The 19,479-nt window shown below is 44.4% G+C and carries 11 protein-coding genes and 2 pseudogenes; 9 read left to right on the top strand and 4 right to left on the bottom strand.

Annotated features, from left to right (window positions below):
• Nucleotides 1–119 precede the first annotated feature (119 nt).
• Complete coding sequence (locus ACUN27_RS26940) at nt 120–1,586, top strand: sensor histidine kinase (RefSeq protein ID WP_445559854.1); 1,467 nt, start codon at nt 120–122, stop codon at nt 1,584–1,586.
• A 186-nt stretch (nt 1,587–1,772) separates the two neighbouring features.
• Here ACUN27_RS26940 and ACUN27_RS26935 read toward each other — a convergent pair whose 3' ends face one another.
• The 4 genes from ACUN27_RS26935 to ACUN27_RS26920 form a co-directional block, all read right to left on the bottom strand.
• Nucleotides 1,773–2,990 carry an IS110 family transposase gene (locus ACUN27_RS26935; RefSeq protein WP_445559853.1) on the bottom strand — a complete coding sequence of 406 codons (1,218 nt, stop codon included), beginning with the start codon at nt 2,988–2,990 and terminating at the stop codon, nt 1,773–1,775.
• A 249-nt stretch (nt 2,991–3,239) separates the two neighbouring features.
• The gene (locus ACUN27_RS26930) at nt 3,240–3,758 is read right to left on the bottom strand and encodes a DUF4386 domain-containing protein (RefSeq protein ID WP_445559852.1); all 519 of its coding nucleotides are present in this window, start codon (nt 3,756–3,758) and stop codon (nt 3,240–3,242) included.
• Nucleotides 3,715–3,951, bottom strand: coding sequence for a DUF4386 family protein (locus ACUN27_RS26925; protein WP_445559851.1), 237 nt, complete (start codon nt 3,949–3,951; stop codon nt 3,715–3,717). The genes ACUN27_RS26930 and ACUN27_RS26925 overlap by 44 nt, the downstream gene beginning before the upstream one ends.
• A gap of 70 nt (nt 3,952–4,021) precedes the next feature.
• Entirely contained in the window at nt 4,022–4,246 is a 225-nt protein-coding gene (locus tag ACUN27_RS26920) for a helix-turn-helix transcriptional regulator (RefSeq protein ID WP_445559850.1), read from the bottom strand.
• 183 nt (nt 4,247–4,429) lie between these two features.
• On the opposite strand from ACUN27_RS26920, the gene ACUN27_RS26915 reads away from it, so the two are divergent.
• The 8 genes and pseudogenes from ACUN27_RS26915 to ACUN27_RS26880 all read left to right on the top strand — a co-directional run.
• On the top strand, nt 4,430–5,536 hold the full coding sequence (locus ACUN27_RS26915; protein ID WP_445559849.1) for a glycosyltransferase: 1,107 nt from the start codon (nt 4,430–4,432) through the stop codon (nt 5,534–5,536).
• Nucleotides 5,529–8,645, top strand: coding sequence for a methyltransferase domain-containing protein (locus tag ACUN27_RS26910; RefSeq protein WP_445559848.1), 3,117 nt, complete (start codon nt 5,529–5,531; stop codon nt 8,643–8,645). The genes ACUN27_RS26915 and ACUN27_RS26910 overlap by 8 nt, the downstream gene beginning before the upstream one ends.
• Nucleotides 8,646–9,134: 489 nt before the next feature.
• Nucleotides 9,135–14,162 carry a hypothetical protein gene (locus ACUN27_RS26905; RefSeq protein WP_445559847.1) on the top strand — a complete coding sequence of 1,676 codons (5,028 nt, stop codon included), beginning with the start codon at nt 9,135–9,137 and terminating at the stop codon, nt 14,160–14,162.
• 147 nt (nt 14,163–14,309) lie between these two features.
• Nucleotides 14,310–14,845: pseudogene (locus tag ACUN27_RS26900) on the top strand (transposase).
• Nucleotides 14,846–15,193: 348 nt separating this feature from the next.
• Nucleotides 15,194–15,754 (top strand): TetR/AcrR family transcriptional regulator, encoded by a 561-nt coding sequence (locus ACUN27_RS26895; protein WP_445559846.1) that lies wholly within the window; start codon nt 15,194–15,196, stop codon nt 15,752–15,754.
• A 75-nt stretch (nt 15,755–15,829) separates the two neighbouring features.
• A complete protein-coding gene (locus tag ACUN27_RS26890) occupies nt 15,830–16,576 on the top strand; it encodes a 3-oxoacyl-ACP reductase family protein (RefSeq protein WP_445559845.1) in 747 nt (248 codons plus the stop codon).
• Nucleotides 16,577–17,133: 557 nt separating this feature from the next.
• Nucleotides 17,134–17,652, top strand: coding sequence for a DUF3231 family protein (locus tag ACUN27_RS26885; RefSeq protein WP_445559844.1), 519 nt, complete (start codon nt 17,134–17,136; stop codon nt 17,650–17,652).
• A 777-nt stretch (nt 17,653–18,429) separates the two neighbouring features.
• Nucleotides 18,430–18,624 (top strand): annotated as a pseudogene (locus tag ACUN27_RS26880) (WecB/TagA/CpsF family glycosyltransferase); the annotation flags it as partial.
• Nucleotides 18,625–19,479: the final 855 nt, after the last annotated feature.

Raw genomic sequence — 19,479 nt, 5'->3', positions numbered from 1 at the left:
GGGTTTTTATGCATATGTACTAAACTAACAACCAAGAATTTATCTTATTTTAATTTTAAATTAATCACTCAAATGGATAATAAAGGTAAATTCCATGAAGCAAAGGCGGAACTAATCTAATGACTATCCGTTTAAGGATGACCTTATTATACTCAGGTATTTTATCTATAACCTTATTGTTGTTTGGTATTGTCTTATATGTTTTTTTGAAATTTTACATTTATAGTGACCTAAAAAATACCCTTAAGGAACAAACTGACGTGCTTCAAAGTAATGTACAGTATCAGCTTGAACTATACCCGGTGGGATGGAATTTGCTCATTCAACTTGACGATTTCGATTCAGTTCAGTCAGGTATGTACTTGCAAATAATTAACCTAGTTAGTGGATATAAGACAAAGTCAGCTAACTTAAGAAATGTTCAATTGCCAATTTCCACAAAAATTCTTGCAGATAAGAAAGCTGGATATTATGATACACCAACAATTCATCAATCGCCTTTTTTAATATATAATGCCCCTTTAATGCTAAACGGTGAGCTGGTTGGGGTGTTACAATCCGCCTATAATACTAGTGTTATAAGTATGTTTTTTTCAATTTTGCGCCTAGTACTCCTAATTTTATCGCTTATTGTAATATTTATTGCAACGTATATGGGATGGTTGTTATCGAAAAAGGCTTTAAAACCGGTATATTCTTTAATTAGTGCTACAGAACAAATTCGAAACAGTGAGGATTTTGGAAATAGGATACAACATAATGGCGCACAAGATGAAATTGGTCTGCTCAGTAAAACCATCAATGGAATGCTTAAACGTATTCAAACGATTTATGGAGAATTAGATAATTCATATGCATCTCAACGACGTTTTGTAGCTGACGCGTCTCACGAACTGCGAACACCTCTTACCACAATTACGGGGAATGCCGAATTCCTTAAGAAAATATGGACATCTCTGGAAAATCACCCTAGTAGATTACCCGAAGAAGAGGAAATTCGAATATCTGTGGAGGCTCTTAATGACATTACGGATGAAGCAACAAGAATGGGCAGATTGGTTAATGATCTCCTGGCACTCGCCAGAGCGGATGCAGGTTTTCGAATGAAAAGTGAAGTAGTCGAATTTAAATCTATTGTAGATTCGGTAGTGAGAAAGGCACAATTAATTCCTAAGGGTGCTGAATTGAAAACTAAAGGCTTAGATGTTCTGGAGAATACCATCGTATTAGGAGATAAGGATTACCTACAACAATTGCTTTTTATTTTTATCGATAACGCTTTTAAATTTACTGCAGAGGGCTATGTTGAGATTAACGCCTTAAGAGATAAAGATAAAGTTGGATTAACGATTAGAGATACCGGTATTGGAATGGATCCTAACGAACTCCCTCATATATTTGATAGATTTTATCGAGCTGATTCCTCAAGAGGGAAAACGCCGGGTACTGGTTTAGGATTATCAATAGCAAAGTGGATCTTGGAAGAACATAAGGGGACAGTCGATGTAATTAGCGGTAGAGGTAATGGAACTTCGTTTTTAATATGGCTCCCTGTTTATAACATTTCAAATGTGGAAGCCCAATAAAGCTGTGGCAACTCAAAGTGTAGACATCTGAAAAAAGAAAGATTTTTGTTCAGATGTACCGATGGGCATTGAACTACCATGAAAATTAAAATGCAGGCAGTCGAAGAAAAAGACATCACTAAAGAAGACGCGGCTCAGACGCTTTTTAAAATCTGAAATGCATAGGAGGGATTGGTAAACCTTGGATCAGGAGACTTCAGAAATTGTAACGTTGTAACCTAAGGTTTCAAGTCTTCGGACTGAATTTCTTACAATAGATCCAAGCTTTTGTTTATCAAAATAATCTTCACCTAAATCTACATACATTTCTTTTCTTGTCAGTAGATAAAAAGCGATTCTTAGCATGGCATGTGCTACTACAATAGCTGCGCGTTTCCTGCCTTTTCGCGCTAATGTTCGCCTGTACATAGCGCCAAGGTAGTTTTTGGATGCACCTACGGAGTGTGCGGCTTCTGTTAATGCAGATTTTAGATATTTGTTTCCTTTCTTTCCTTTAGAAGACTTCCTTTTGCCTGCGCTCTCATTATGTCCAGGTACTAGTGCCGCCCATGAACACAAGTGAGACGCGCTTGGAAACTGGTCTTTAATGTTTGTTTCTATTTCAGCTAGGATTTGTTCAGCCATTCGAGTGGCAATTCCAGGTATAGAATCTAATCGCTCGATGTCCTCTTGATTTGAGATGACTCTCTGCGAAACCTCTTGATCTAACATCTCAATTTGCTCAGTAAGGAAGTCAATATGAGCTAAAATAGTTTTAAGCATCATGCGTTGATGAGGATTAACGTAACCTCGAAGAGCAAGTTCGAGTTCATCTTTTTTCTTTTTCATAGATCGCCGAGCGAGGCCTGCTATTTTTTCAGGATCTTCTTCACCATTTGCAATGGCGTTAAGCATGTCCTTAGAAGAGACCCCCATAATATCAGAAACCACAGAGCCCAGTTTAATATTAGCTCCCTCTAGCACTTTTTGAATTCGATTATGTTGCCTGGCACGTTCTTCAATAATGCTCCGGCGATAACGAACTAATTCACGTAATTCACGTTGAATTCGGTTTGGTATAAAACTAGCCTTCAGAAGTCCATGACGAAGAAGCTTGGCAATCCATTCCGCATCTTGGACATCCGTTTTACGTCCAGGAAGAGCTTTCATATGCTGAGCATTCACGACAAGAAACTCAATATCCTCAGCTTCTAATAAGTTAACAATTGGTTTCCAGAATACACCTTTACTCTCCATTGCTACGTGGGTACACCCATGCTTTTTAATCCAGTCAATTAACTGAAGGAGAAATACGGTTTTAGTAGGAAATTTTTGAATCTCCTTTCCTTCGGGTGTCATCGTACATGCAGTAATGGAATCCTTATGAACATCCATACCACATGCTCGCTCAATAATAATATCCATTCAAATTATCCTTTCCACGGCCTGAATATGGGCTGGTGCAACAACCAAAATAGGATTAATCTACCATGAGTGCTTCCCGAAGGAGCGACATTCTGTGATGCACCGTGGTTGGTGGAGTCAGACTAACGGTTGGGCTCTAACGCACCATAGTTGATCGACCTTCCTCACCCAGCCGTAGTAGAAGTATTGACGGATTTTATCCATTTTCATCCTCTGTGGTGCAGTGCTGGTCTTGCGCTGCATGAACGGCTAACGGGCAGATTTGTGTGGCATAGGAGCAAGTACAGACTCATGGAATCCATTAAAGATGAGCCATACCGCGAGAATCATTTCGTTGGCTGCTACTGGTAGCGCTAAAATAGCACCCCAAACAGATACTTGTTGAATTACGCCGAACATTACTAACAGGGCATAAATAAAAACAAGAGTTGCCCCTGTCATACCTAAAATGGATATAAACCTGGGTACGAGCTTAGATTTATAAAAAATATAACTATACATAATCGTGTTGATGCCCAGCATGAAAAGAGGGCCAAGCATAAATGTCCAGTCATGTATCGCTTTTAATAAAGTGCCTGAAACTTGGAAAGAGGCAATTTCCGAGGCTCCTGTGGCTACAAACTCCCGACTTAACGTCACAAGACACAATACGCTGATTACACCAACAGTAATGATAACCGCTTCAAGAAACCTAAAGCAAAGATGCCAAAGAGCTATCGTTTCATTATACTTTCTTAATAACGGGGAACATTGTAGTTGCAGTACCAACCGCTGAAACAACAAGTATTAACTCCAAAAGCGCTCCCAGTATCACCTGATTGGCATGTTTAGAACCTTGAATCAGGTAATCGGGATCATTTAGGATAGGTTTGTATAAAATAAAAGCAGCTATCATCGAACTAACCGCTGCAAGTATAAAAAGTACTCCCACAATTTTTGCAGTTTTTTTGTTTGAACTCATTTATTTATCTCCTTTTTCACTATAAATACATAAGTCAGTAAGAGTAATGATATTCCTTTATTCCTAGTTCTTATACCTGTGTGCTATCCCCGTAAAAGAATACCTCTTCCAATGGTAAGTTAAAGGCGAGAGCAATGCGAAAAGCCAATTCAAGAGATGGGGAGTAGTTACCCTTTTCTAGGGCCACAATCGTTTGTCTGGTTACGCCCACCTTGTCAGCCAACTGCAGTTGGGTCATTTCATCATGGTTGAATTGTAATTTTCGGATGTGATTGCTGACAAGATTTTTGCCCATATTAGACTCCTTTCCGATAGTGATAAAGTTTTGTAATTGAGCCTCGGGATAGGCCGAACCAGTTCCTATACCGAAAGAAAAAGGAGCTACAGTTGGCAGCTCCTTTTCACATATTTATTTTATTGCCAGAACCGGCTCACATAGGGATTTCTTCTCGAATATACCTATTACGAGGTGAGCCAGTTGATTACTGTAAGTCTTTGTATGATTGTTAAAAACGAGGAGGATATCATCGAAAGATGTCTAAATTCCATTTATGATATCGTGGATGAAATTATTATTGTAGATACCGGATCTACCGATCAAACGAAATCCATTGTGCAAAAATACACGGATTTAATATACGATTTTGTTTGGGTTGATGATTTTGCAGCTGCCCGTAATTATGCTTTTAATCAAGCGACTAAGCAATATATTTTTTGGTTGGATGCGGATGACATTCTGATGGAAAAAGATCGCATTAAATTTGCTTCTTTAAAGAAGACACTTGAACCAAGCATTGATTCAGTTACGATGAATTATCATCTAGCATTTGATGAATTTGGTGAAGTGACGACCAGCTTAAGACGCAATCGAGTAGTAAAAAGAAGCAATCAGTTCCAATGGATTGGTGCCGTGCACGAGTATCTGGAAGTGTGGGGATCGATTATAAATAGCGATATAGCTGTTACGCACAATAGTTCTCATCACGACAGCGAGAGAAATCTCCGAATATATGAAAATCGTTTAAGTCTGGGTGAACAATTTTCGCCTCGGGATTTGTATTACTTTGCAAATGAACTTTTAGATCATCGGAGGTTTGATGAGTCGATTCGCTTTTATGAAAAGTTTCTAACTACCGGAAAAGGCTGGGTAGAAGACAATATCTCAGCTTGTGGAAAACTTGCGGATGCCTTTCATAAACTCGGAGATCACCAGAACGAGTTTCGCTCTTGTTTAAGATCGTTTCAATTTGGCCCCCCACGCGCTGAGTTTTGTTGTCGGATAGGATACCACTTTTTGGATCAAAATAACATACAATCATCAATTTTTTGGTACACGTTAGCAACACAATTGGAACTTTCTAATGAATCCTGGGGAGTTGTAACCCCAGTATACTCCACATGGCTACCCCACTTACAGTTGTGCGTATGCTACGACAAAATTGGCAAATACCAGTTAGCATATCAGCAGAATGAAGCTGCCCGTAGTTACCGGCCAAATGATAAGCGTATTATCCAAAATAAGCTATATTTAGAGTCCAGATTAGGCAGAGAGTTCAGTGGCAAGGAGGAGACAGTGCGTGTTTAAGAAATTGAAACGAGTGCTCATCGGCAGTCCTGTCCATCAAAAGCCAAAAATATTATCCGAGTTTTTAACTTCTCTGATTCGGCTAAATCATCGAGAAGTGGAATTAGGTTTCTTTTTCATTGACGATAACGTAGATGATCTCTCAAGTGAGATGCTGCAGCGGTTCTCGTTTGCGACTAAAGCAGTGACGATTCACCGTTCAAACCAGCGAGATAATTACGTGCAAAGTGAAACTACACATCACTGGAACGAATTACTGATCTGGATGGTTGCCAATTTTAAAAACCTAATCATTCAACATGCTATTGAAGAGGAATACGATTATTTGTTCCTGATTGATTCTGATTTACTTATTCATACAGATACGTTGGAACACCTCATCCAAATTGAAAAGGATATTGTTTCAGAAATCTTCTGGACATCGTGGCAACCGGATTCTAAGCAACAACCTCAAGTATGGTTACGAGACGAGTATACACAGTGGGAACAACATCGCGGTGAGGTATTGAGCGACGCGGAAATCACGGTTAGATACGATCGATTTATATCACAACTGAAGGTACCTGGGGTTTATGAGGTGGGTGGTTTAGGGGCTTGTACGCTTATTAGTCGCCATGCTCTTCTTTCAGAAGTGAATTTTAAACCGATTAACAATGTGTCGTTTTGGGGGGAGGACCGTCATTTCAGCATTCGAGCCAATGCGCTGGGATTTTCTTTATACGTGGACACACATTACCCTGCCTACCATATCTATCGAGAAAGTGATTTGGATGGTGTAGAGAATTTCTTCCGAGAATCTGGGGGGAGTTCCAGGATGCGAAACAAATTAACCCTTTCCATGGTTGTCAAAAACGAAAGCAATAAATTCTTAAAAGAAGTGCTTCGGGAGCATCGGAAATATATAGATGCAGCTGTCATCATCGATGATGGAAGTACAGATGATACGGTCGATGTTTGCCTCGAAACGTTGCATGGTATTCCAGTTCGACTGGTAAGGAATGAACATTCAAAGTTTCATAATGAAATCGATTTACGAAAGCAGCAATGGCTAGAAACCCTCGTAACTGAACCGGATTGGATATTAAACTTGGATGCTGACGAAATGTTCGAGCTTCGGTTTGCTGCAGAAGTTCATCATCTTTTGCAGCAGCAGGAGGTTGATGTATTTTGTTTTAGGTTGTATGACTTATGGGATGAAATCCATTATAGGGAAGACGTAATGTGGCAATCACATTTCACCTATCGCCCATTTTTAATGCGTTACCGTAAAGATTTCGAATACAAATGGAAAGAAACCCCACAGCATTGTGGCAGGTTCCCAGAAAATGTTTTCGAACTTCCTCATAGGTTGTCGGATCTTCGAGTAAAACATTTAGGATGGTCTAGATTTAAGTACCGTTTGGCAAAATATCAGAGATACATGCGGCTCGACCCTGAAGGGACATATGGCTCTAGAAAACAATACGAATCCATTTTGGATGTGAGTCCAAATTTGGTTGCTTGGGTTGAAGGAGAAAAGCACAAGGGGAATTTGGATATCATTCATACATTACCTTTATGGATTCGAAGTGAATGCCGAGATGAAGACTTAAATATGGCTTTAACTTGTTTAGAAAGTATTCGCGGATCGAAGAACCAACTCGTCGTCATTTTTAACCAAGGTTGTATGAAAGATCACGAGTGGAAACTCATTTTATCTTCATTCGATATTCCTGCTGTTATTCTAGGTGAAGGTGAAAATATAGGCATTGCCCATGCAAGGCAAATTTGTTTTGAGTTTATTTGGAAGCATTACCCGAACGTTGATTATTTGTCTGAAATCCATGTGGATATGATCTTTCCAAAAAATTGGTTTCTGCCGTTGATAGAATATTTGGATCATTCCGACGAGCCTATGATCTCACCGGGAATTGTGACGAAAGTTGGAGATATGCAGCCAATTGGAGGCCGTATAGAAGTTCCTGCACATTCATCGGATTGGTGTTTATTATTGGAGGGTTTGGCACGAGATGAAATTTATGAAGGGTTTGTTCATCCGGTTGTTCATAAAGTGAAGGTATTACAAGAAATTGGGGGATACGATACTAAGTTTTTAAAAGGCAAACAGGGCTACGAAGACGATAGCTTGCTCTTAGGTTACCATTATTATATGGGAACCCGAATGAATTGGAAGCCTAAATGCAATCTTCATTCGTGGGTTTATCATGCGACAATGGCTCAACGGATGTCACTTGCTGATAAATATTTGGATTTCTCTTTAAATGAAGAGGGGCTATTTAATCAATATGGTGCTTACGGAATTAAGCGGTTATCGAATCTACACAGCATTCAAGAGTCTATCAAAATTCCCTTAACGAAAAGTGTGGGTGAAAATATGTCAGATATACAACAAAAAGAGGTGTGGGACCAACTGTGGTCAGGAAATGTTTCTTACGAGTGGGACTCTTTGAGTCAAACCATTTTTGAAGCCATTGTTGAGCGCGTTGAAGGAGCGAAAGATAAGAGTTTCATCGAGGCTGGCTCAGGTACAGGGAAAATATCTTTGCGTTTTGCTAAAGAAGGCGCTGATGTGACGTTAGTGGATTATTCAGAGCAGGCTCTAATAAATAGCCGCGAAGCATTTCGAAACATAAACGCGACAGGAAGTTTTGTATTATCCGACGTTCGTAACATGAATGTTCCTGATGGGCTTTTTGATATAACCTGGAATGCAGGGGTGCTGGAGCACTTCCCTTTCAAGGAGAAAGTGAGGATCTTGAAGGAGATGGCAAGAGTTACGAAACCAGGAGGGGTTATTCTAGTATTTGTTCCCAATGCTAAATGCTTGCCTTACCGTGTAGGTAAAGCTTTCTCTGAAACTAACGGTACGTGGATGTATGGGGTTGAAGAGCCAGTATTGACCTTAAAAGATGAATTTGATCAAAGTGGAATTTCCCTAGTGGAAGAAACGGATATCGGTTTTTTGAACAGTTTGGACTTTCTTGATTTTATTCCAGATGTACAGCCTATGAAAAAATGGATTGGGGACTGGTTTGAGGGACTATCAGTTAAGGAGAAAAGTTTGTTTCCTGGCTATTTACTCCTTAGCGTTGGGAAAGTAGATGCCTAAAAAAAGGATGTAGAACTTTAATCAGATGGAAGGAAACTAAACATTTATTACTATAATAATATTATAATATATAACAAGTTAAGAAAATAATGTATTTTAAAAGCATATTTCTTTTCAAATTTAGACACCAGTCTATCCCAGTCATCGTTTATCCTCATATCTTGTTTGTAAGGAGGTGAGAAGGGGTTGACTGTTTTCTGTTTTGAAGGGAAAAAGAAATCTATAAAAAATCGAAAAAAACATAAATCTAAATTACCTAAATGTTCAAAATTCAAACATAAGAAAAAAAAGGAACCTGGAAAAAGAAAATCATCGGAGTCTCACAAGGAGAAAAAAACAAGTAGTAAGGGTGTGAAATGCACTAAAGCACAATTTAAATTCAAAAGGGAAAGAAAAAAAAAGGGAATCAGGAATGCAATCTTTAAAAGAGGTCCAAGAGGTTTAAACGGGTCTCGTGGGTTTAAAGGGGCTGCGGGCGAACAAGGCCCAATGGGAGCAATGGGTGCAACCGGAGTAGCTGGGGAAACAGGGGCAACTGGAGCAATGGGTGTAACGGGAACGACCGGAGTAACGGGGCCAACCGGCGCAACTGGGAAAACAGGTGCAACTGGAGCAAGGGGAGTAACGGGTGCAACCGGAGTAAGGGGATTAAGGGGAGCAACTGGTGTAACGGGAGCTACAGGGGCAGCAGGAGCTACAGGTGAAACTGGAGTAACGGGAGCAACTGGGGCAACGGGAGCAACAGGAACTACAGGTGAAACTGGAGCAACTGGGCCAACGGGAGCAACTGGAGCTACAGGTGAAACGGGAGCAACTGGTGTAACGGGTGCAACAGGAGCAACTGGGCCAACGGGTGCAACTGGTGTAACTGGTGTAACTGGGGCTACTGGTGTAACTGGAGCAACGGGTGCAACGGGTGCAACAGGAGCAACTGGGCCAACGGGTGCAACTGGTGTAACTGGTGTAACTGGGGCTACTGGTGTAACTGGAGCAACGGGTGCAACGGGTGCAACAGGAGCAGCTGGGGCAACAGGAGCCATAGGTGAAACTGGAGTAACGGGCGCAACAGGAGCAACAGGAGCAACAGGAGTAACGGGAGCAACTGGGTCAACGGGAGCTACAGGTGCAACTGGGGCAACTGGAGCAACTGGAGCAACAGGAGTAACTGGGGCAACCGGAGCTACAGGTGAAACTGGAGTAACGGGTGCAACTGGTGTAACTGGAGCAACGGGTGCAACAGGAGCTACAGGAGCTACAGGAGCTACAGGAGCAACGGGTGCAACTGGTGTAACTGGTGTAACTGGTGTAACTGGAGCAACGGGTGCAACGGGTGCAATAGGAGCAGCTGGGGCAACAGGAGCCATAGGTGAAACAGGAGTAACGGGTGCAACGGGTGTAACTGGAGCAACAGGCGCAACTGGAGCTACAGGAGCAACAGGAGTAACGGGAGCAACTGGGGCAACTGGAGCAACTGGGGCAACTGGAGCAACTGGAGCAACGGGAGCAACTGGTGTAACTGGAGCAACGGGTGCAACAGGAGCAGCTGGGGCAACTGGAGCTACAGGTGAAACAGGAGTAACGGGTGCAACTGGGCCAACGGGTGCAACTGGAGCTACAGGAGCTACAGGAGTAACGGGAGCAACTGGGGCAACTGGGGTAACAGGTGAAACTGGAGCTACAGGGCCAACGGGAGCAACTGGAGCAACTGGGCCAACGGGTGCAACAGGAGCTACAGGAGCTACAGGAGCAACAGGAGCAACAGGAGCAACAGGAGCAACAGGAGCAACTGGAGTAACGGGAGCAACTGGGTCAACGGGTGCAACTGGGGCAACTGGAGCAACGGGAGCAACTGGTGTAACTGGAGTAACGGGCGCAACAGGAGCAGCTGGGGCAACTGGAGCTACAGGTGAAACTGGATTAACGGGTGCAACTGGGCCAACGGGTGCAACTGGAGCTACAGGAGCTACAGGAGCTACAGGAGCTACAGGAGCTACAGGTGCAACTGGGGCAACTGGAGCTACAGGGCCAACTGGTGCAACAGGAGCTACAGGTGAAACTGGAGCAACTGGAGCAACTGGGCCAACGGGTGCAACAGGAGCAACTGGAGTAACTGGAGTAACGGGAGCAACTGGGTCAACCGGAGCTACAGGTGAAACTGGAGCAACGGGTGCAACAGGAGCAACTGGAGTAACTGGAGTAACGGGAGCAACTGGGTCAACCGGAGCTACAGGTGAAACTGGAGCAACGGGTGCAACAGGAGCAACTGGAGTAACTGGAGTAACGGGAGCAACTGGGTCAACCGGAGCTACAGGTGAAACTGGAGCAACGGGTGCAACAGGCGCAACAGGAGCTACAGGAGCAACAGGATTAACGGGAGCAACTGGGTCAACGGGTGCAACTGGGGCAACTGGAGCAACGGGAGCAACTGGTGTAACTGGAGTAACGGGTGCAACAGGAGCAGCTGGGGCAACTGGAGCTACAGGTGAAACTGGATTAACGGGTGCAACTGGAGCTACAGGAGCTACAGGAGCAACTGGGGCAACTGGGGCAACTGGGGCAACAGGTGAAACTGGAGCTACAGGGCCAACGGGAGCAACTGGGGCAACTGGAGCTACAGGTGAAACTGGAGCTACAGGGCCAACTGGTGCAACAGGAGCTACAGGTGAAACTGGAGCAACTGGAGCTACAGGAGCAACAGGAGCAACAGGAGCAACTGGAGTAACGGGAGCAACTGGGCCAACTGGGGCAACAGGAGCAACAGGAGCTACAGGCGCAACAGGAGCTACAGGTGAAACTGGGGCAACTGGAGCTACAGGGGCAACGGGTCCAACGGGAGCAACTGGTGTAACTGGAGCAACGGGTGCAACAGGAGCAGTTGGGGCAACTGGAGCTACAGGTGAAACTGGACCAACAGGCGCAACAGGATCTACAGGAGCAACAGGAGTAACGGGTGCAACTGGGTCAACGGGTCCAACTGGAGCTACAGGTGCAACTGGGGCAACTGGAGCTACAGGAGTAACTGGGGCAACCGGAGCTACAGGTGAAACTGGAGTAACGGGTGCAACAGGAGCAACAGGAGCAACAGGAGCAACAGGAGCAACAGGATTAACGGGAGCAACTGGGTCAACGGGTCCAACTGGAGCTACAGGTGCAACGGGTGCAACTGGAGCAACGGGTGCAACTGGTGTAACTGGAGTAACGGGTGCAACGGGTGCAACTGGAGCAACGGGTGCAACTGGTGTAACTGGAGTAACGGGTGCAACTGGAGCTACAGGGCCAACTGGAGCAACAGGTGAAACTGGAGCAACTGGAGCAACTGGGCCAACGGGAGCAACTGGAGCAACAGGCGCAACAGGAGCTACAGGATCTACAGGAGCAACAGGAGCTACAGGATCTACAGGAGCAACTGGGCCAACGGGTGCAACTGGAGCAACTGGAGCTACAGGAGTAACGGGAGCAACTGGAGCAACTGGGCCAACGGGTGCAACGGGAGCAACAGGAGCAACAGGCGCAACAGGAGCTACAGGATCTACAGGAGCAACAGGAGTAACGGGAGCAACTGGGCCAACGGGAGCAACTGGAGCTACAGGAGCTACAGGAGTAACGGGAGCAACTGGGGCAACTGGGGCAACAGGTGAAACTGGAGCTACAGGAGCTACAGGAGCTACAGGAGCTACAGGAGCTACAGGAGTAACGGGAGCAACTGGGTCAACTGGTCCAACTGGAGCTACAGGATCTACAGGAGCAACTGGGTCAACTGGGGCAACTGGGTCAACTGGGGCAACAGGTGAAACTGGAGCTACAGGAGCTACAGGAGCAACAGGAGTAACGGGAGCAACTGGGTCAACTGGTCCAACTGGAGCTACAGGTGCAACGGGTGCAACTGGGTCAACTGGAGCTACAGGAGCTACAGGAGCAACTGGGTCAACTGGGGCAACTGGGTCAACTGGGGCAACTGGGGCAACAGGTGAAACTGGAGCTACAGGTGCAACTGGAGCTACAGGGCCAACGGGGGCAACGGGGGCAACTGGAGCTACAGGTGCAACTGGAGCAACTGGAGCAACTGGAGCAACTGGAGCAACTGGGCCAACGGGAGCAACGGGAGCAACTGGGGCAACGGGAGCAACTGGGGCTACAGGAGCAACTGGGGCTACAGGTTCAACGGGAGCAACAGGAGCTACAGGGCCAACGGGAGCAACTGGAGCAACTGGAGCAACTGGAGCTACAGGGGCAACAGGAGTAACGGGTCCAACGGGTGCAACAGGTGCAACGGGAGTAACGGGTGCAACAGGAGCAACTGGGGCTACAGGGGCAACGGGTCCAACGGGTGCAACTGGAGCTACAGGGGCAACAGGAGTAACGGGTTCAACGGGTGCAACTGGGGCAACAGGAGCAACTGGAGATACAGGAGCAACGGGAGCAACTGGGGCTACAGGAGCAACTGGGGCAACGGGAGCAACTGGGGCTACAGGAGCAACTGGGGCTACAGGAGCAACTGGGGCAACGGGAGCAACTGGGGCTACAGGAGCAACTGGGGCTACAGGGGCAACGGGGGCAACGGGGGCAACTGGAGCTACAGGGGCAACAGGAGTAACGGGTCCAACTGGGGCAACTGGAGCTACAGGAGCTACAGGAGCAACGGGTCCAACCGGAGCAACTGGGGCAACAGGGGTAACGGGTGCAACTGGGGCAACAGGGGTAACGGGTGCAACTGGGGCAACAGGGGCAACAGGGGTAACGGGTGCAACTGGGGCAACAGGGGTAACGGGTGCAACTGGGGCAACAGGGGTAACGGGTGCAACTGGGGCAACAGGGGTAACGGGTGCAACTGGGGCAACAGGAGTAACGGGTGCAACTGGGGCAAGTGGAGCTACAGGAGCTACAGGAGCAACGGGTCCAACCGGAGCAACTGGGGCAACAGGGGTAACGGGTGCAACTGGGGCTACAGGGGCAACGGGTGTAACTGGGGGAACTGGAGCTACAGGGGCAACGGGTGTAACTGGGGGAACTGGAGCAACGGGTGCAACCGGAGCAACTGGGGTTACAGGGGCCACGGGTGCAACCGGAGCAACAGGAGCAACTGGGGCTAAAGGTGCAACGGGTCCAACTGGTATTTCACCGACTTTAGCTTTTGCTGAAAACGTTGGATCAATAAATGTTTTTCCACCGTTAAACACAGAAGTAATAGTTGTAAGTGTTACACAAGGTGTTTTGGTTAACCAGCAACTTAAAATTGATTATGCTTTATCAATTGAGGCAATTACTACTGCGAACTGGTCATTTCGTTTTGAAATGCGATTATATCGAGATGCAACATTAATTGATACTAGGATTTTTAATGCAAATCAAACAAGTGCAGGGACTCATAGATTTCCATTAGCTAGTACTCAGGTAGATGTTGCGCCTGCTACTACTACCTCGACGTATACTGTTAGAGTCATTGTTACAATAGCTACCAACGTTACTTCAGCTACAGCAAATAATCGTGATATAAACATTATAACATTTACCCCATAACATAATTCAAAAAAACTAAGAAAAGAGAAAATGAAGCAAGAGAAAAATTTGGAATTAGCCTTCACATCAGATAAGATCGGCATCATTTAAGGTTCAGATCACCGACCATTATGCTTGCGGAAATAAAAGATTCCTCTCGCCTCCTTTATGGAGGCTTTTGGTTTTCTTAAATATAGCAAAAAACAAAGTTTGCCTACGCTTTGTTTCTCAGTTTTTCCCATGTTAAGTGTTATGAAAAGCTCAAATCCATTAAAAATTTTCAGCCCAGAAAATTTTAAGTTTGACCGTGAAAAAATGGTAGTAACTTGCCCAGCGGCAAAACTTCTACACGGTACAAGGAAAAACAGGGGCGACCAGTATGACTTTGCATTTACTAAATCGCAATGTGCCGAATGCCCTCTTCGGAGTCAATGTACGACTAGTAAAACTTTGAGATATATATCAGCGAATATTTCCATGAACTTGAAAAAGGGCGAGAGCATTATAAGACAGATGAGTACAAGGAAGCAAGTAAAAATCGTTGGCTCATTGAACGCAGGCATGCGGATAAAGTAAGAAATCATGGTTTACGGCGCAGCCGGTATCGGGGAGTGGATCGAACTTGGATTCACTCCTTGATGAGTACCATTGCTTCTAACGTTAAGAGAATGACCAGGCTAATTGCGGAGCGCCTCCATTGTTAGTCGTGTCTAACAAATGGAGTGCAGTTCACCAGAACGATCGGCTGCCTTTTGTGGAACTAACGGGCAGTTTTGCGCAACGGTTTGAACCCCAGATGGGTCGTACATATTGTTGATCTGAAAGACTATGGTCCTAAATAGTTGCTGCGCTGCGACGGCGGCCGGGTAATATTGACGGATTCTGCACTCCATTTTCATCATCTGTATGTCCGCCTCATCCGATGATCGATGAATGAAAAAGCTTCTAATCGATCAACATAACAAAGCACGTATGAATTGGAATGATCGTTTCCGAAAATATTGACATTGCGTCTAAATTGAGATAGCATACGTAACAGGGGATGATGAATAATGTCCAGACTAAAAACATTTCAGATAGAAGAGACAATCGATAAGGCAATTGATGTTTTTCGTGAAAAAGGTTACCAGGGAACATCCATGCAGGATTTGGTCAGTGCGTTGTCTCTAAACCGGAGCAGCATCTACCAGACATTCCGAAGTAAGGAAGACTTGTATTTAGTGGCACTGGATCGCTATGGGGAGAAAACGAGTGATATTACTTCCATCTTATATGAACAGGGCACTTGTAAAGAAGTGTTATTTAGGTTTTTCAATAAATTGTTTGAACATAATAGTGTTAGAACGTGCTTACTAATCTATGCATCCTTGGAGATGAGTGAGCATCCGGAAGTTCGAGCAAGAGTTAGTACGAACAATAACTTAAGAGAAAGAGCTTTCTTTCAATTGCTTACACGCGGAATTACCAATGGCGAAATAAAAGGTAATCCCAATTTACGTGATCTTTCTCAATACCTTGTAAACGTTACGAATGGAATAACCATCACCTCAGCGGCTGCAGATCGAAAAACATTGGATACCATTTTAGAGACGTCACTTTATTTTTTACGATAATTTTTTTTGTTTCGATTTGGAACGATCATTTCCTTAAAACCAATATATAAACCACATTAAAGGAGACTAAATATCATGAATTCATATTTCTTAAATGGAAAAACGGCATTTGTTACGGGAGGGTCTCGCGGTATTGGAGCATCGATTGTTAAAAGGTTAGTTAAAGACGGCGCGGCTGTAGCGTTCACTTATGCTAATTCTGCTCAGAAAGCTAGTGAATTGGTCAAGAGCATAGAGGCTGAGGGTGGGAGAGCTTTGGCCATTAGAGCCAATAGTGAAAATGCCGACTCGGTGAAGTCAGCCGTCGCCGAGGCGATTAACACTTTGGGTCATTTAAATATACTGGTTAATAATGCAGGGATCCTTGATGTTAAACCATATGACCAATTTACAATGGATGAGTTCGACAAAACGGTTGCTGTTAATATTAGAGCGGTTTTTGCTGCAGTTCAAGAAGCTGGACCTAAAATGCAAAGTGGTGACAGAATTATTAATATAGGTAGTGTTAATGCTGATGTTACCGGTTTTCCTGGAATGAGTTTATATAGCATGTCAAAAGCTGCTGTTGCCGCTATGACCCGAGGTCTTGCAAGGGATCTCGCTCCGCAAGGGGTAACTGTTAATAATATTCAACCAGGTCCAGTTGATACTGATATGAATCCTGCTAAAGGAGAGATGGCTACCGTTTTAAAAGATGTGATCGCACTTGGCCGCTATGGGACTGCAAATGATATTGCCAGCTTTGTTTCTTTCTTATCCAGCTCGGAAGCAAGCTATATTACCGGCGCTTCACTTGATATTAATGGAGGATTCATGATTTAAGCTCCTGATATTCTGCAGCCTTCATGATTAAGGAAATCAGTCACACGGTTACAGACTTCTTTCTGAGATCCTGGCGGAGGATCAACGAGCGTTTGGAGAAAGAAGGGGCAGTAGCAGCCCTTTCGATTTATACTTCCTTTACTCAAGCAGAACTCAAGAAAGCCGGCCACATGGCCGGCTTTTGCAATTCACCTATGCTTGTGTCGCTGGTCCCTTGACACAAACATACTGGTGTAGAACATTTATGCCGACTAGTTGAGAAATCGATATTGACTCACAGCGCGTTGCTGTGGGTCACTCTTTTATTCATTGAAGTGGTTGAATTATTCAGTTCATCATGAATATACACTAATAACCAACGACATAATAACCTCCAGAGGTGAACATCATGAGATGCATCTATTGTGATAACGTACAGCAACTAAAAGGCAAAAAACATAAGTGCTTCATTTGTGCCATCACAAAACCCCGTTAACAGAGTCAAAGTACTTCACTTCAGCATTTAAACACTTTTTCGGTCAAACACCGAGATAAACTAATTTAAAGGAGTTGCAACTATGGGTATCTTATCTGGTAATCAAAAGGATGAACCATTACATTACGGGGAGATCTATGATTTGTGGCAGTTCTCAATGACGGCCAAAGGCTGTGTTTCTGCCAACCGAGCATATCAGTATCATGTTGGTGATAATGACCTTAAGAAAATACTTGGCGACATCATTAACCAAGCTGAGCTTGAAATAAGTGAGTGCGATACTATATTAATAAATAATGGTATCGTGCCTTCCCCTGTTTTACCTGAAAGACCTGAAACTAAATTAGAAGATATCCCTGTTGGTGTAAAGTTCTCCGATCAAGAAATCGCTTCTATGGTTGGTGCTGATACCTCCCTTAGCTTAGTTGCATGTAGTCAAATTATGAGTAAGGCAACACGAGAAGACATTGGGGCCCTATTTGCTAAATATCACGCAACCAAAACAGCAATTGGATTGAAAATCCTAAAAATTAGTAAAGAAAAAGGTTGGTTGATCCCTCCTCCGCTTCAAATTAAGAGACCAGAGCTTGTAGAAGCTTAATTATTGTATAGTCGAAATCGTGGACGTGGCATCTGCATGTTACGCTAAAGGCGAACTATAACTTAATAAAACACCGCGGCAGCCGGCCATGACGATCGGCTGCCCTTTCCACGCTAACGGGCAGGTTACTTCCAATATGTGTTAAAATTAAATTGTTGTGCTGTAGCGTGTAGGAGGACGAATAAAGCGTAGGTGACTTCTATGTTACTTCTGAATGGCATCACGGGATTTCATATCGATGTTTTGCCAGAGGTCGATTCTAAACAATTCAAAAGACTCTGTTACTCGTTGGCAAACTATTCTAACGGGAAGATTCTGTCCTTTCAAGAACCACATGCATCGCAAAATTTCTATAAGACAGAACTTGGTCTACATAACGAAAGCATATTCATTTTGTTAAACAGTTCATACCCCTTCGTAGCGTTCGCTTGTTCAGTGCAATACTTCCAGATTGAGTTTATTGATCATACACTTTCTAATATAGTTTGTATTTTAAATGACGGATTTAGAGTACTGTCTTCTATCGAAACAAATCAACAATTAGAATTTGATGACAGAACTAATTCCTTATTTACCGAAAATAGCCTAAACGAGGCGGAATTAAGCCAGATTTTTCATTGGAAACCTAAAAGCGTTGGAGATGTCATTTTTAATTTTTGGGACTAAAAGATAAGTGAGTTATTCCGCTAAAGGGACACGATAGTTGAAACAAACCAAGGAGAAGATGCCACGGTAGCTGCACCTTTTGCCCTTAAGATATTGGGCAACATAGTAAATGTTAGAGTTGCTATTGGCGTTGGAGGAAGTCTTGATATCATTGCTGGGACAGTAAAAAGAGCACCAGTTATATGGCAGAAGTTAAATGTGGAATGGCTTTATCGATTAATAAATCAACCATCCAGATGGCGAAGACAATTAATTTTACCTCGTTTTGCAATGAAAGCATTGTTATTTAAAGAAAATAATCGGTGATAAGGGAACATAAGCTTAATAAACATTTAGAGAAGGCTGCCGACAGCAATAATAACGGCAGCCTTCTCAGCTAACGGGCAGTGCGCGCCTAGCGAAGCTAGGCACAACTTACTGATGCAAGTTCAGTCGGGGTAAGGTCCAAGCCGCCCCGTAGCTAGCAGGCAGACGTCGGCGAAATCCGGCGGCTGAAGCCCTGTGAAAAGTCGCGCTTTGCGCGATGAAGCAAATCTGCAGGCCGTAATGAAAATGAATCCTACCGCATCGTGAAAGTGAACCCGGAAGGGACAAGAGGGAGCCGAGCCACGACTGCCCCGGCGAAGGCCATGGAACGCGCGAAGAACTTGGAATGCAGCGCAGAAGAACCCTCCGGTGTAAAGGGAGCGGCATGCAGAGACAGTTGTGTTTGGAACTAGGGAGACCCTCCCCCGCACGAAGTTTTTTTTTTTCGTAACGAGCAAACCTATAAGCCCTAAAGGTGAAATGGCGAGCTGCGGGAAGGGAGTCGGAGGGGGCCATACTACCAATGATCCGGCGGACAACATAACCCCGGGGAGGAAAGGGCGCCGAAAGTCAATACCCCACTTCGTTTACGGGATATCAAGGAGGTAAGAGCAAGTGAATGCCGAATACACGGCTAACGCCACCAATGAAAACGCTCGACAACTCCAAAATACCCTCTATCTTGCGGCTAAGGAGAACCCAAAGCGTAAGTTTCATGCGCTGTACGACAAAGTATTCCGGAAAGATATCCTGCATGAAGCATGGAGAAGAGTGAAAACCAATCGTGGAAGTGCCGGCATCGATGGACAATCAATCGAATTCATCGTTCGAGAGATTGGCGAAGAATTCTTCATC

Source organism: Paenibacillus sp. WC2504, from assembly GCF_052682475.1.
The sequence above is the reverse complement of the archived record's forward strand: the minus strand, read 5'-3'. Positions and strand labels throughout refer to the sequence as shown.

Excerpts from the sequence above, each read along its gene's own strand:
- ACUN27_RS26940 (WP_445559854.1), top strand. The coding sequence starts at position 120 with ATGACTATCCGTTTAAGGATGACCTTATTATACTCAGGTATTTTATCT.
- ACUN27_RS26935 (WP_445559853.1), bottom strand. The coding sequence starts at position 2,990 with ATGGATATTATTATTGAGCGAGCATGTGGTATGGATGTTCATAAGGAT.
- ACUN27_RS26925 (WP_445559851.1), bottom strand. The coding sequence starts at position 3,951 with ATGAGTTCAAACAAAAAAACTGCAAAAATTGTGGGAGTACTTTTTATA.
- ACUN27_RS26920 (WP_445559850.1), bottom strand. The coding sequence starts at position 4,246 with ATGGGCAAAAATCTTGTCAGCAATCACATCCGAAAATTACAATTCAAC.
- ACUN27_RS26905 (WP_445559847.1), top strand. The coding sequence starts at position 9,135 with ATGGGAGCAATGGGTGCAACCGGAGTAGCTGGGGAAACAGGGGCAACT.
- ACUN27_RS26895 (WP_445559846.1), top strand. The coding sequence starts at position 15,194 with ATGTCCAGACTAAAAACATTTCAGATAGAAGAGACAATCGATAAGGCA.
- ACUN27_RS26890 (WP_445559845.1), top strand. The coding sequence starts at position 15,830 with ATGAATTCATATTTCTTAAATGGAAAAACGGCATTTGTTACGGGAGGG.
- ACUN27_RS26885 (WP_445559844.1), top strand. The coding sequence starts at position 17,134 with ATGGGTATCTTATCTGGTAATCAAAAGGATGAACCATTACATTACGGG.